We start from the raw sequence: 14,966 nt of genomic DNA on the forward strand, positions 1-14,966 counted from the left end.
ATAATATCTGGTTCGTTATTTTCTTATCTTCCTGTTCACCGTCCTTCCGTCGGCATACTGTATCTTCACGATGTTGATGCCGGGCTGGGGGGAGCTCATTTCCATGCCGCTCATATTATAGTATGTGATGCTCGTTGGCAGTTCGCTGTTTGTGGTTTCCACGGCATCAATGCCGTCGGTCATTGATGTAATGTCGAGAGTGGCGCCGGCACCATTCTCTTCGTTTGCCACCACTTCCTGCACCAGACTGCTGTCGTATGCCTTCAGCGTATAGTGGTCGGATGGGATGAAATATTCCGCACTGCCAGATTTGCTCTGGAAGTCATTTGCGTTCAGGTTTCCCACTGTGGTGATGTTGTAGTCCTTCTTGCTTCCGCTTGTGGCGTAGTTCTTCCATGGTGTCTTTTTTGCGGCTGCGCTTATGAAAGCGTTGTTCTCCACATAGAGGTTCGACTTGTAGCCGTAGCCGATGCAGTAGTGGGCATTGGAGCTTGAGTAGAGGCAGTTCTGTATGTGCACCTGTCCGTATCTCACTCTCGGCATGCGCTCCGAGCATCCCTCGTCCCACCAGCAGTTGGCGAATGTGGTGCGCAGGTGTCCGTTGTCTTCAGAGCGGCTGTCGCTGTTTCCCCAGAGGTCACAGTTGCGGTGGTCGTCTGCTCCGCCGCTGCCTCCTGCCCATGGCTCAATGAAATAGCGGAAGCGGCACCATGTGACGCAGATGTTGTCGGAACCGTTCACACAGTCGAAGTTGCCGTCCACACCATCCTGGAAGTCACAGTGGTCCACCCAGATATATGTGGAACCGGCAATGGTGAGGTTGTCGTTGCCGTCGATGTCGTAGGCTCCGGCGCTCTTGAAGGTGAGGTTGCGCAAGATGATGTTCTTGCATGATGAGAGTTGCAGGATGCCCGTCTCGCTCCCTTTCGACGAATGTTTGGGATTTACGAGAGCCGAACCTTTCATTCCGATAACCGTCTTGTTCTGTGCGCTCTTCACGCTGTTCAGTCCGGAGAACTCTATTTCGCCCTCTACATATATAATCTTCTTGTCGGTACCCTTCAGGGCGTTCATCAGTTCAGACTTGGTTCTCACCGTCACTTTCGTTCCGCCTTCTCCGCCGGTGACATTACCGCCGACTGTAGCCCATCCCAATGGGGCATTCTGGTCATAAGCCGACATGTTGTCTGTCCAATCGGCATTTGCCGAGACAGTGCCCATTGTCATCATCGTGGCAATAAGGAAGCGTGAGATAATGGATTTGTTCATCTTTTTGCAGTTTTGTTTTATTGATAGTTTGTCTTGTCGTTTGTCTTTATTTGTTGTCGCCGGTCTTCTTCAGCTCATCATCCATGTTGATGGCTTCAAGCAGCTTTATGGCGTCTACATACTGCGCTATGCCCTCTGCCACCTGTTTGGCATCGTGCATGGCGAGCACTACGGTAGACGGACGGTTCACCACGTCGCCGCCGGCAAACACGCCCTTGCGTGTCGTCATTCCGTATGGCTTCTCTCGTGTGAGCACATATCCGCGGTCGTCCACGTCGATGCCGGTCGTCGTTGACACGATGCGGCTTGCCGGTGCCGATCCCACTGCCATTATCACGAGGTCTGCCTTCTCTGTGCGGCGCTCGCCGGCCTTGGTTTCTATCACCACCTCGTTCAGTGTGCCGTTGTCGTCGTGAATTTCCACGATGCTCGAATCCCAGTTGAACTTCACACCCTCTTCCACGGCCTCGTCGTATTCCGACCTCAGGGCGCTCATGTCGTTTATGGTGCGGTGGTAAACCACCTGCACGTCGCTTGCTCCCATGCGCACGGCAGTTCTGGCGGCATCCATCGCCGTGTTTCCACATCCGATCACGAACACCTTGTTGCCTTCCTTCACCACCACTTCGTCGCGGCTCAGGTTGCCCTCGTTGTAGAGGCTCACGCGGCGCAGGAACCATATCGCCTGGCGCACACCCTCAAGGTTGCATCCCGGTATATCCAGTTTCTTGGGCTTGCCCGTTCCTGTTCCCATGAATATGGCGTCGAATCCCATCTCGAACAGTTTGTCCACGTTGAGACCGTCTTTTCCTACGGTAGTATTGCAGTGGAACACCACTCCGAGTTCTTCAGTCTTCTTTATTTCCCGGCGCACGATATCCTTCGGCAGTCTGTATTCCGGAATTCCGAACATCAGCACTCCTCCCGGTTCCTGCTCCATCTCGAATATCTCCACGTTGAATCCCTGTCTCGCCAGGTCGCCGGCGATAGTCAATCCGGCAGGTCCCGAACCGATTACCGCCACCTTTCCACGAGTCTTGGGTAGCAGTTTCTCTCTGATGAGTCCCATGTCTCCGTCGAAGTCGGCGATGAATCTCTCCAGTTTTCCCACGCGTATTCCCTTGCCCTTCTTGTTGAGCACGCAGTGTCCCTCGCATTGTTTCTCGTGGGGGCACACGCGTCCGCATACGGCAGGCAGGTTACTCTTGCTGTTTATTATGTCCATGGCGTTGCCGAGGTTACCCATCGACAGTTCATGAATCCAGTTTGGTATGTCGTGACTTATGGGGCATCCCTTTTTGCATTGTGGCACCTTGCAGTTCAGACAGCGCTTTGCCTCTTCTATGGCGTCATGCATGGTGTAGCCTTCATTCACTTCCTGGAATAATTTGTTTTCCTGTTCCATCTTTTTTTTAAAATTCTTTTGAGCCGCAGCTTATCTTATGCAAAGATAACGCAAGGCGAATGCATAATGAAAAAAATGTATTTATTTCTTATGCTGAGGTGCAGCTTATCTTATGCAAAGATAACGCAAACCGAATGCATAATGAAAAAAATGTATTTATTTCTTATGCTGAGGTGCAGCTTATCTTATGCAAAGATAACGCTTATTTCTCAAAGCGATGCATTTTATATGGATTATGTAATGATTTCATTTATAACAATAAAAATCGGGACAGCTGATTTTTCTGGTCGGTGGCAAGAGATAATTACATCCTAACATAATATATCGTTATATTATCTAATAAAGTGTCATAGTATCATTTTGTGCCTCACTTTAGGTATTATAGTGCATGCTGTCAATGAATTACGTTAATGATACTTTTCTGATTGTTTTACATAAAAGTATCATTGAAGTATCATTGAAGTATCATCGGGATGCCTTGATGGAATGAAATTATATGTTTTTTTGATACTGTCCGGTATTGCTTTTGCAAGCTATATAAGGTCAGACACTTCTCTGGTTTGCCATTTGTTTCGCAAAAAGTCAAAAAGTCAAATCACAATCTTTGGCAAGGAGAACAAAAATACTGGAATTGGGCACGGTGCTTGCCCAAGTGGGGCACGGTGCTTGCCCCTAATGAGTAACGTGCTTGCCCCTGGTGGGCATAAAAACTGCCAGACGACTGTCCCGTAAGTTCATGTTGTAGCATACCGAACCTTACCGCTGCAAAGATAACAAAGTAATGAATTATGTAATGATAACACTGCCATAACTACCTCTTAAAACATAGTTATGGCGGACTTATAAACGATAATACCGCCATAACTATCCTTTTTTATATAGTTATGGCGGTGCTATCGCTAATGCATTCAATCTTTCCACGCAAAGAATTTTTGGAAAAGTGTTGAAAAATGTATGGTTTTACTTTGGAAAAGTGTAGGAAAAGAGGCATTTTTACCTTGGAAAAGTGTAGGAATTGCTCTGCTCCTGGAGTGGAAGGAAGGGGAGGGGAAGTAAAATAATGATAATATTGCTCTCGTATACCAACATACATAAAAAACTCCCACACCTCAACAGTTGCGGGAGTCTTTTTATCTCAAATCAGTTCGTTATCGTTGTTCAGAATGTGGCGAACTTGCAGTTCGTCAGTTTCACGTCGGCGCCGGCTTCTATGTCCTTGTCCTTCTTGTTGTAGAAGAATGTGGAGTTGTCTATTGTTATGCCTTTCAGACAACTGTAGCCTGGCAGTCCGTGGGCGCTGACGGCAGTTTCGCAACCGCGGCACACCACGTTGCTGATATGTATGTCGCTCCATTCCGGCACGCATTCAGCGTTCTGTGGAACAGTGACCTTGCCGTTGTCCTCTTTCACGCTGTATTTCTTGTCGGCATAAGTGCATTCAAAGATTATTGCCTCGTCCTTGATGTCAGTCATCACGATGTCGCTTACGTAGATGTTCTCCGTCTTACCGCCTCTGCCGATGCCGCTCTTGAAGCGCAGTCCGGTATCAGTGCCTGAGAAGCGGTTCTTGCGCACCACGATGTTCTTCATGCCGTTTGAGAATTCCGATCCTATCACGAATCCTCCGTGTGCATGATACACCGTGTTGTTCTCTATCAGAATGTTCTCGCATGGTCCGTCGGGAGCAGCCTTCTTTCCTGCTCCTCCCTTCATGCAGATACCGTCGTCGCCGGCATCGATGGTGTTGTTCACTATCAATACGTTCTTGCAGCAGCTGATATCGAGGGCGTCACCGTTCTGTGCGTTCCATGGGCAGCGGATGGTCACTCCGTCCACCACCACGTTTGTGCATCGGGTAGGGATGAGGTGGAACTTTGGCGAATTCTGTATCGTCACTCCGCTCACCAGCACTCTGTCGCAGTCTGTCAGTCTTATGAGGTGTGTTCTCAAGCTCTCCTGTGCCTGTGGCGTGTCGGCGATGTTGCCGAAATGCTTCAGGTTGAACGGAAACCACAGTTTGCCGCCGTCGGTCTGTGTGCCGCCCATCTCGTTATACTGCTTCCATTCCACATCGCTCACCTTCGAACGCTTCACCGGGCGCCATACGGCACCGTTGCCGTCGATGATTCCCTCTCCTGTGATACTGATGTTCTTGCGCTTGCTGGCACTGATGAGTGGTGAGCATTTCTTGTCTCTCACTCCGTCTTTGGTCTTGAAATGCTGCGTGCGGTCTGGTGTGGCGAGAATTATGGCGTTCTTCTCGAGATGAAGGTCTATGTTGTCCTTCAGCGAGATAAGTCCGGTGAGCCATATTCCTTGCGGCACGATAAGGTGTCCGCCGCCTTTTTTGTCGAGAGCCTTGATGGCCTTTTCAAATGCCGCAGTGTTTAGCGTCAGTCCGTCGCCCACGGCTCCGAAATCCGTCAGGTTCACGCTGTAGTCGGGGATGGTTGCCAGCACTGGCTGCTCCATCTTCACCGGCAGGTTCTGGTAGTATTTGCCATAATCGTTGGCAAACGCCGCGGTGAGGCTTGTCAGCATCGCCACGACAACCATAAGAGTCTTTTTCATTTCGTTTTGTTTCTTTGATTAGTTAGTAAAATCTCTATCCTGATTCGTATTAACCCCAGCGGTCATCAGACCGTTTATTGTGTCATCTCATGACTGCTTGTGGCTAAAACCATTCGTTTGTGCTACAAAAGTACGTATTACAAGGATGTACCCCAAATCCCCTGTAGTATTTTAATTTAAATTATTGAAGTTTCGCAAGTTTTCAACCCAAATCGGTCGTTAGGGCTTGCCTGGATTTTGTTTTTTTAGAAGAGTGGATTTTGTTTGGCTTTTAATGAGTAATAGCGAGCTATTGCGAATTAAAAACGAGCAAAAGACACCTTATAAAAAGCAAAAGACTGCAAGCAGTCATTAGCTAATTTTATAACGGCCTAATGGCCGTTTTGGGTTCAACACGCATGTATATCTTGCCCTTCTTCTTGGCTCGCCATGTGTATACCTCCTTTTCTCCTACCCAAATCTTCCATCAGTTTGATTTTCTTGAGGTAAAAATGTGTGATAAAGGTTATTTATGACTATATTTGCGTCTTGAAAAGAAAACACGATAAAAAAGTAGACATGAAAATAGATATTTCAGAATGCAAGGAGGAGTTCCTCCAGCTGCTTCGCTCCACGGAGCGAGAGGGAGTGGAAGACCTGATAGACAACCTGGAAGAGCAAGGCTTCTTCACCGCACCGGCATCCGCCGGCCATCATCTCAATGTGGAGGGAGGTCTTGTCAGGCATTCTCTCAACACCTGCAAGGCGGCGCTCGCCATCTGGGAGGGGATGAAGACTCTGGAGCCATCGCTCGCCACCGAGGTGAAACGCGAAAGCATAATCATCGCTTCGCTCCTGCACGACGTTTGCAAGAGCGACATCTACAAACGCTCAGTGAAGAAGCGCAAGAACGCACTCGGACAGTGGGAAGACACCGAGGGCTACAAGGTGACATACAAGAATTTCCCTATGGGCCACGGCGAGAAATCGCTCGTGATGATACTGCTCGGCGGCATCGACCTCTACGACGACGAGATGCTTGCCATACGCTGGCACATGGGAGCCTGGGGACTCAACCAGAACAGTTTTGAAGACGTGAGAAGCTTCGATACCGCACAGAAGCTCTATCCCCTCGTGCCAATCATCCACGCTGCCGACGGTATGGCGGCAAACGTGATGGAGCGCACCGGAGAAGAAATCGACGACATGTAACCCCCTTGCTTCTCCTGCAATAATCCAATACTAACCTGTTGATAAAAAACACTGATAATATGAAACATACACTATATACCACGGCACTCCTCGCCTGTATGGCGGCAGCGAATATGCCGGCAATGATCTCAGCTTCCGACAATATGGCGGTTGAGACGGCAATGGCTCAAGAGAAAACACAGCAGCATTTCCTCACCGATGCAGCCTATCGGCAAAAGGTGGAAGAGGATTTCCAGAAACGCAAAGCCATTATTGGCGGAAATTTCTGCAATGTGGCGAAACTCTCGGCCACTCAGGCAGAACTCGAGGCATTGCAGTTTCTCTATGCCTATATGCCGCTCGCCGACATTACCGACCATACCGTCGAATATTATCTCGCCAATGTGAGGGCGAGCAACAAGGCACGGCAGCAGATGGCATGGGGCAAGAATGTGCCCGAACTGCTGTTCCGCCACTTCGTGCTGCCGGTGAGAGTGAACAACGAGGAACTCGACGACGCACGCAGCGTGTTTTACGACGAACTGAAAGACCGCATCGCCGGACTGTCGATGCGGGACGCTATATTGGAGATAAACCACTGGTGTCATGAGAAGGTGACCTACCAACCCTCCGACCCACGCACCTCCTCACCACTCGCCACCGTGAGATCGGCCTACGGCAGATGCGGCGAGGAGAGCACTCTGCTCGTGGCAGCGCTCAGGGCGATGGGCATACCGGCACGACAGGTATACACGCCACGCTGGGCACATACCGACGACAACCACGCATGGGTGGAAGCATGGGCAGACGGCAAATGGTATTTCCTCGGAGCCTGCGAACCGGAACCGGTGCTCGATCTCGGATGGTTCAACGCTCCTGCATCCAGGGCCTTGCTGATGCACACCAGAGTGTTCGGATATTACGACGGACCGGAGGAGGTGCTCCTGCGCACTCCCTGCAACACGGAGATAAACCTCATCGGAAACTATGGCGAGACGGCAAACGTGGATTTCACCATCGTTGATGAGAACGGTGTGCCGGTTAGCGGAGCCCGTGTGGACTTCTGCATTTACAACTATGCCGAATACTGTCCGGTAGTGGCGAAATTCACCGACGCCGCCGGTCATACGAGTCTCACGGCTGGCAAGGGCGACATGATGGTGTGGGCGTCAAAAGACGGCAAGTATGGCTTCGCCAAAGTGGCGTTTGCCACAGACAAGGCGCTGCGCATCAGTCTCAGCCATAACGTGGCGGTGAGAGAACAGAGCGAGGCGACGGATTCGTTCGACATCGTGCCACCGCCAGAGAAAGCCAACGTGCCGTTCGTCTCGCCAGAGCAGAGGGCAGAGAACAACCGCCGCTTTGAATACGAAGACTCGCTGCGCCATGCCTATCTCGCCACATTCTATACACACGAGAGTGCTGTCAACGCCTTGAAGGGAAAGGTGGTGGGAGCCAGCGCCGAAGGACTGCAGCGACTGGCTACATTCCTCGAGAAATCGAGCGGCAACCATCAGGTGATTCTCGATTTCATCACCAAGAATGCCGTGTCGGCAGAGAAGACGCAGAGGGTGACAGACCTTCTCGCCACGCTCAGCGACAAAGACCTGCGCGACATTAGGATGGCTATCCTCGACGACAGCTATGCCGCCGGCACACAGCTCTCGCCCAGAGTGGAGAACGAGATGATAACCCGTACGTTCAAGGCGGAATTCCGCTCGATGTTCTCCGACAAGGAAAGGCGGAAATTCCAGAAGAATCCTCTGGAACTCGTGAAATGGATAAAGAAGAACATCAGGATGAACCCCGACAAGAAGTCGCCGATGATAGCGCAGACTCCGATGGGGGCATACGATTATAAGATTACCGACAGGCGCTCGCGCAACATCCTCTTCGTGGATATGGCGCGCAGCTTCGACATCGAGGCACGTGTAGACCCCGTTACCGGCAAGACGCAATACAAGGCTGAAGGCAAGTGGGCGGACGTGAACTTCGAGAAGGTGGTGAAGCAGGTGGCGCCACAGGGCACTCTGATGCTCCGTTATGAGAAGAATGCCATCGTTGACGACCCTAAGTATTTCAGTCATTTCACCATCAGCCGCATCAATGCCAACGGCACCACATCGCTGCTCGAATATCCGGAAGAAGGCACCACCTGGGGCTCCACGTTCAAGGATGGCGTGAGTCTCGATGCCGGTCAGTATCTGCTCGTTACGGGTATGCGCCTCGCCAGCGGAGCCGTGAAGTCGGAGGCCAGACTTTTCTCCGTGGAGGAGGGCAAGACCACTGACCTGGACCTGAAGATACGCACATCGCCGACCGACGTCTCCGTGATTGGGTCGTTCAATTCCGAAGCCAAGTTCCAGACGCTCGACGGCAGGGAAGTGACATTCCTCTCGCAGACGGGCAGAGGGTATTTCATCACCGGACTGATCGGCGTGGGACAAGAGCCTACCAACCATGCGCTGAAAGACATCGCCAAGGTGGCGGCGGAATTCGACAAGTGGGGCAGACCTCTCGTGCTGCTCTTCGAGGATGAGGCTGCCGCAAAGAAGTTCAATGCCAAGGAATTCCCCGGTCTGCCCAAGAACATCATCTTCGGTATAGATGCCGGTGGCGCCGTGCGTCAGGAAATATCCGAGAACATGAAACTCTCAAACAAGTCGCTCTCGCCAATCTTCTTCATCTCCGACACGTTCAACCGCGTGGTGTTCCTCAAGCAGGGATACACCATCTCGCTCGGCGAACAGATGGAGCAGGTGATAAGAACTCTGTGATAAAAAGTTTGATAAATAATCAATAATAGGAATAACATGATATCAAAGGAAGAAGTACGTGAGCTGTTGACAAGCACTGAGACATATAGAATTGAGCGTACTGTTTCAACGGGAGATATGGATAAGTTCCAAGAAGCAATATGTGCCTTCTCGAATGATTTACCTAATTCTAAAAAGAATGGGTATCTGATTATTGGTGCATATGATAATGGAAATTTATCTGGATTGAAGGTTGATGATGATTTGCTAAAGAAGATTTCGGCCATACGTTCAAATGGTAATATATTGCCCCTTCCTATTATGTCGGTTGAAAGATTTGAATATGAGGATGGAGAATTACTTGTGGCTGAAGTTTCGCCATCATTGGTCCCTCCTGTACGATATCGTGGTAGGACATATGCATAGAGATTACCAATCCAATATGCCAATACGACTTTATCAATATGAAGATCGAATTGAAATTCTTAATGCTGGAGGCCTGTATGGCGAGGCTCGTCCTGAGAACTTCCCAACGGTAAATGATTATCGTAATCCTATTGTTGCAGAAGCTATGCGTGGATTGAAGTATGTTAACATGTTCAATCGTGGAATTCAACGTGTAAAGAATCTCTTGCAAGAGAATGGTAATCCAGAACCAGAGTTCAATGTGGACAAGATTACAGCTTTTGAGGTAGTCGTGAGGCCTTCCTTATCACTTAACTTGGTCACTGATGAAAAAAACGTGACTAAGTCAGTGACTAAGTTGAATGACACGCTTAATGATGTAATTGAATTTTGTTATACTCCTCGAAGTATGACTGAAATAATGGAGCATCTTGGCCTTAAACACAGATACAATGTTAAGCATCGCTATATTGATCCACTTATAGAGGGTGGTTTTTTGGTTATGACTATTCCTGAAAAGCCTAATAGCCGAAGCCAAAAGTACAAACGGGTATTGACTTAGTCACTTAACTTGGTCACTGACGAGTGACCAAGTTGATATTATAGAGTATGAATAATTTGTCGCGCGATAATTAAACCAACAACATACAAAGATATGATTGAGATTTTGAAATATTTCCTTTTGGAATCCCTTCCAAAGGAAAACAAGAGAAGTTTGCTGCCGTATATAAACAGGCCGATAAATCAAGAAGAAACTTCGTTCGATTCTGTGGATCAAGTATAGCATCAAGGATAATGATGTTTTTGAAAAGGCATACCAATATATTGAAATGTATTTCCGCAATGCCCTTGTTCGTACCAACTACCGCAATCCTTCAAAAGGTATAGAACCCACAAGTCATTCCTTGCAAAGTTCTTCCGGAATTTGATGTTGGGCGAACATCATGAACTGAAGAACCGCTATATGCTGATTGGTTATAGTGATGTGGATGACACCCATACAAGTCCCCATACAAGCTTTGATGAAACAGTATCTGCGTTATCTGAAAAATATAAAGCGGTTAATCATTGCGATTGGCACAGTGAAGGACTGGAGGTATATAATCGATTAAACTTCAAACCGTTTGATGACCGTTTTAGGTGAAATATACAAGACTGAAAATTCTCCCCCTGGCGTGGGGAATGAAACCCCACATTAGGGGGGACTGTTCCCCACGCCGTGGGGGATTTTAGACATATATTCTTGTCGGCGTAATTATTTGGCTGATTCATCTGACAAAGCCGTTTTTTCACCGTCACCAGGTATAACAATGACAAGCCCATTGGCGGAGTTAATTGTGCATTATATTAATTCCGCCAATGGGTTAAACCCAAAACGGTCATTAGGCCGTTTATTGTATTTTATATTTACTGCTTGCAGTCTTTTGTTTTTTATAAGGCGTCTTTTGCTTGTTTTTAATTCGTAATAGCTCGCTATTACTCATTAAACCCAAAACGGTCATTAGTCCGTTCAATGTATAATTTTAATAACTGCTTGCAGTCTTTTGCTTTTTATAAGGCGTCTTTTGCTTGTTTTTAATTCGCAATAGCTCGCTATTACTCATTAAAAGCCAAACAAAATCCACTCTTCTAAAAAAGCAAAATACAAGCAAGCCCTAATGACCGATTTGGGTTAAAAGCCAAACAAAATCCACTCTTCTAAAAGAACAAAATCCAGGCAAGCCCTAATGACCGATTTGGGTTAAGCGAAGGCTTTCTCAAAAAAAAAGGTATGCCGATTCGGCATACCCTCTCTGAATATTTTGTTGAATTGTCATGCGCTTATCAGCGTCAGCGTGTAAAGATATACCACTGCGGCAGGCATCGCCATGAGCGAAGAGTCGAAGCGGTCGAGCATTCCACCATGGCCAGGCAGTATGTTGCCGCTGTCTTTGATGCCGAGGGTGCGCTTGAAAAGCGACTCCACGAGGTCGCCCCATGTGCCGAACACCACGATGACGAGCCCCAGACCCATCCACTGGATGAGCGACAGTCCCAGTTCGCTCTCTATATGCGGGAAGAAATGGTATACCACGGCAGCTGCCACCAATACGAGCAGTGCTCCGCCGATGGAACCCTCCCATGTCTTTCCGGGAGAGATGCGCGGGAAGAGTTTGTGTTTGCCGAACAGCGAACCGCTGCAGTATGCTCCCGTGTCGTTGGTCCAGAGGAAGATGAATACGCAGAGCGGCACGATGTAGTTGTATACCGTCTGTCCGTTTGCCGCTCCATTGAATGCCAGCACATTGATGGTGGAGAAAGGCAGTGCGATATACATCTGTCCGAGCATGGTGTGGGCCCAGTCCTCTATGGCGTTGTCGTTGCCGGTGTATAGTTCACTGATGAAGAGATACACGATGGTGAGGAGATAGGGGATGAACACAGCCCCCGTGTCGACGATTCCGCTGCAGAAACCTCCTACGGCGAAGAAGAAATACACTCCCGCCACGGTGCTTATGAAACGGTTTACCTGCACGTTCTCCTTTTCGTTCACCAGTCCTGTGTATTCCCATAGCGACAGTCCGGTGACGAGTGCAAACAGGAATTCCATTGCAAACGCATCAAGGAAACACACCACTACTGCGGTGACGAAAAACACACCCGTGATGCTGCGTACTATCAGATTGCTCAATTTGCTGTTCTTCTTTTCTTCTGTCATGATGCTTATTGGTTTTGGTCGTCGGTGGATGATGGGGTGGTGGAGTTCCCGGTGTCATCCGTGTTTTTGGCTTCCTCAGAACTCTTGGTGTTCTCTGTGGCAGGAGAGCTTTCCGCCTTGCTGTTGGTCTCTTCGAGAATCTCCTGTGAGCGGCTCACCCATTGACGTTTGCCGAATATCTTCTCCACATCCTCGGCGAAGATCACCTCGCGCTCTATGAGAAGCTGGGCGAGCTGGTTGTGGCCCTCCTTGTGTTCCGTGAGGATAGCCTTGGCCCTGTCATACTGTTCGGCGATCATTCTTATAGCCTCGTCGTCGATAGCCTTAGCCGTGGTCTCGGAATATGGCTTCTGGAAGTTATATTCGTTGTTGTTGTAATAGCTGATGTTAGGCAGGTTGGTGCCCATTCCGGCATAGGCAATCATGCCGTAGATGCTCTTGGTGACACGCTCCAGGTCGTTGATGGCACCGGTGGAGATGTGTCCGGTGAAGAGCTCCTCTGCCGCACGTCCGCCGAGCAGCGAACAGATTTCGTCGAGCATTGCCTCCTTGGTGGTGATCTGTCGTTCCTCCGGCATATACCATGCAGCGCCGAGAGCTCTGCCTCGTGGCACGATGGATACCTTGACCAGCGGGTTGGCATGTTCGGTGAACCATGATATCGTGGCGTGGCCTGCCTCGTGGATGGCTATCGAGCGTTTCTCAGAGGCGGTCATCACCTTGGTCTTCTTCTCCAGTCCGCCGATGATGCGGTCTACGGCGTCGAGGAAGTCCTGCTTCTCCACGCTCTTCTTGCCGTGGCGCGCTGCTATGAGAGCCGCCTCGTTGCAGACATTGGCAATGTCGGCACCCGAGAATCCCGGAGTCTGGCGTGCCAGCATCTCCACATCCACGCTGGCATCCCTCTTGATAGGACGGAGATGCACCTCGAATATCGCCTTGCGCTCGTTCAGGTCTGGCAGGTCAACGCTGATCTGTCTGTCGAAACGACCGGCTCTGAGCAATGCCTTGTCGAGCATGTCGGCACGATTTGTGGCAGCCAGCACTATGATTCCGCTGTTGGTGCCGAAACCGTCCATCTCGGTGAGCAATGCGTTGAGGGTGCTCTCCCGCTCGTCGTTGCTGCCCATCGACGGGTTCTGGCTGCGCGCACGTCCCACGGCATCGATTTCGTCGATGAATATGATGCAGGGAGCCTTCTCCTTGGCCTGGCGGAAGAGGTCGCGGACGCGGCTTGCGCCGACACCTACGAACATCTCCACGAAGTCGGAACCGCTCATGGAGAAGAATGGTACGCCGGCCTCGCCGGCCACTGCCTTGGCAAGCAGCGTCTTACCGGTTCCCGGAGGACCGATGAGGAGGGCGCCGGTGGGTATCTTGCCGCCCAGCTCGGTGTATTTCTTCGGATTCTTCAGAAAGTCTACGATTTCCTGCACCTCCTGCTTGGCGCCTTCCTGTCCGGCTACGTCCTTGAAGGTTATAGGGTTCTCGTTTTTCTCCTTGTCGTAAACTTTCGCCTTGCTCTTGCCTACACCGAGGATGCCGGGGCCTCCGCCGCCACCCATCCTGCGCATCAGGAATATCCAGATGGCAAAGAAGAGGATGATAGGTCCTACGGCCTGCAGGATATACATCAGTATGCTGCCCTGGTCGCTCTCATAGCTCAGTCCGCCCTTGAATACGCCCTGCGCACGGGCTGCATCGATAAAGCCCTCCAGTTTGTCCACACTGCCATACTGTACCTCCACGAACGGGTTGGGGCCCATCTGTTTGGTGCCGGCATTGAACACCGTGCGGATGTAGTTCGGCTTTACGAACATCTTGAGCTTGCCGTTGTCTTTGTTCACGACGATGCTCTCGGCATAGCCCTTAGCCACATAAGTCTGGAAGTCGGAGTAGGCCAGCTGTTTGCCGGCGCTGCCACCGGTGGAGTTGCCTCCCATGATGAAGGCAATTATCAGTCCGATGATGCAGAGACCGTAAATCCAACCCATGTTGAACTTGGGCATCTTGTTGTTGTTTTTATTGTTGTTGCTGAAATTATTGTTCGGATTCATGTCAGTAGTATTGAATTTCCACCTTATATAATATATAGAGCAGCGAGGCATTTCCTGATGCGGAGACCCGTCGTCACTCTTCAGTCCTGCTTGTTGTCAGTCTGCGTCGATGTCGGGAACTACCGTTATCTTGGCATCCTCCCAGAGGTCTTCCAGATTGTAGTATTCGCGCACTTCTGGCAGGAAGATATGCACCATCACGTCTGAATAGTCCATTGCCACCCACTGCGCGTTTGTCAGTCCGGCAATCTTTACCGGCTTCTCTCCAGCCTCTATGCGTGCCGTCTCCTCCACTGAGTCGGTGATAGCGTCGATCTGTGTCGGTGAGTTGCCCTGGCAGATCACGAAATAGTCGCATATCGTTCCAGCTATACCTCTGAGGTCGGCAACTACGATATTTGAACCTTTCTTCTCTTGAATACCTTTTACGATTGTCTCTACAAGCTTGTTCTTCTTTTCCATCAAATTTTAATAGGATTATTTTTGTTTTCTAATTCATTTTTTGTCGACACCATGCGGCAACACCGCTTTCTGATGCGAAATACCGCTCGTCTTATATATATATAATGTGCCAACAGCATACAAAGGTAAGCCGATTTATCCGAATTAAGCAAGAATATGGTGTTATTTTGGAT

General features: G+C 49.7%; 9 protein-coding genes and 1 pseudogene. 4 read left to right on the top strand and 6 right to left on the bottom strand.

The window, feature by feature from the left end; all coding sequences use genetic code 11:
• Window positions 1–15: 15 nt before the first annotated feature.
• The 3 genes from ST42_RS00990 to ST42_RS01005 form a co-directional block, all read right to left on the bottom strand.
• Entirely contained in the window at window positions 16–1,269 is a 1,254-nt protein-coding gene (locus ST42_RS00990; RefSeq protein ID WP_044071922.1) for a pectate lyase family protein, read from the bottom strand.
• Window positions 1,270–1,315: 46 nt separating this feature from the next.
• Window positions 1,316–2,674, bottom strand: a complete 1,359-nt coding sequence (locus ST42_RS00995) for an NAD(P)-dependent oxidoreductase (RefSeq protein WP_022315811.1) — start codon at window positions 2,672–2,674, stop codon at window positions 1,316–1,318.
• Window positions 2,675–3,832: 1,158 nt separating this feature from the next.
• Window positions 3,833–5,245, bottom strand: coding sequence for a glycoside hydrolase family 28 protein (locus tag ST42_RS01005; RefSeq protein WP_044071923.1), 1,413 nt, complete (start codon window positions 5,243–5,245; stop codon window positions 3,833–3,835).
• Window positions 5,246–5,803: 558 nt separating this feature from the next.
• On the opposite strand from ST42_RS01005, the gene ST42_RS01010 reads away from it, so the two are divergent.
• From ST42_RS01010 to ST42_RS13950, 4 genes and pseudogenes are all read left to right on the top strand, one after another.
• A complete protein-coding gene (locus ST42_RS01010; RefSeq protein WP_044065960.1) occupies window positions 5,804–6,436 on the top strand; it encodes an HD family phosphohydrolase in 633 nt (210 codons plus the stop codon).
• 143 nt (window positions 6,437–6,579) lie between these two features.
• Entirely contained in the window at window positions 6,580–9,192 is a 2,613-nt protein-coding gene (locus ST42_RS01015) for a transglutaminase-like domain-containing protein (RefSeq protein WP_044071942.1), read from the top strand.
• A 36-nt stretch (window positions 9,193–9,228) separates the two neighbouring features.
• Window positions 9,229–10,138 (top strand): annotated as a pseudogene (locus ST42_RS13355) (ATP-binding protein).
• A gap of 402 nt (window positions 10,139–10,540) precedes the next feature.
• Complete coding sequence (locus ST42_RS13950) at window positions 10,541–10,720, top strand: hypothetical protein (protein ID WP_197068895.1); 180 nt, start codon at window positions 10,541–10,543, stop codon at window positions 10,718–10,720.
• Between the two features lie 669 nt (window positions 10,721–11,389).
• Here ST42_RS13950 and ST42_RS01025 read toward each other — a convergent pair.
• The 3 genes from ST42_RS01025 to rsfS all read right to left on the bottom strand — a co-directional run bounded on the left by ST42_RS01025 (window position 11,390) and on the right by rsfS (window position 14,793).
• The gene (locus tag ST42_RS01025; protein ID WP_022317176.1) at window positions 11,390–12,274 is read right to left on the bottom strand and encodes a phosphatidate cytidylyltransferase; all 885 of its coding nucleotides are present in this window, start codon (window positions 12,272–12,274) and stop codon (window positions 11,390–11,392) included.
• Window positions 12,275–12,279: 5 nt separating this feature from the next.
• Entirely contained in the window at window positions 12,280–14,331 is a 2,052-nt protein-coding gene (gene ftsH, locus ST42_RS01030) for an ATP-dependent zinc metalloprotease FtsH (protein WP_044071943.1), read from the bottom strand.
• A gap of 96 nt (window positions 14,332–14,427) precedes the next feature.
• Window positions 14,428–14,793: a ribosome silencing factor gene (rsfS, locus tag ST42_RS01035; protein ID WP_022317174.1), complete on the bottom strand. Its 366-nt coding sequence runs from the start codon at window positions 14,791–14,793 to the stop codon at window positions 14,428–14,430.
• Between the last annotated feature and the right edge of the window lie 173 nt (window positions 14,794–14,966).

Origin of the sequence: Prevotella pectinovora (assembly GCF_000834015.1) — a bacterium.
Classification (GTDB): Bacteria; Bacteroidota; Bacteroidia; order Bacteroidales; family Bacteroidaceae; genus Prevotella; species Prevotella pectinovora.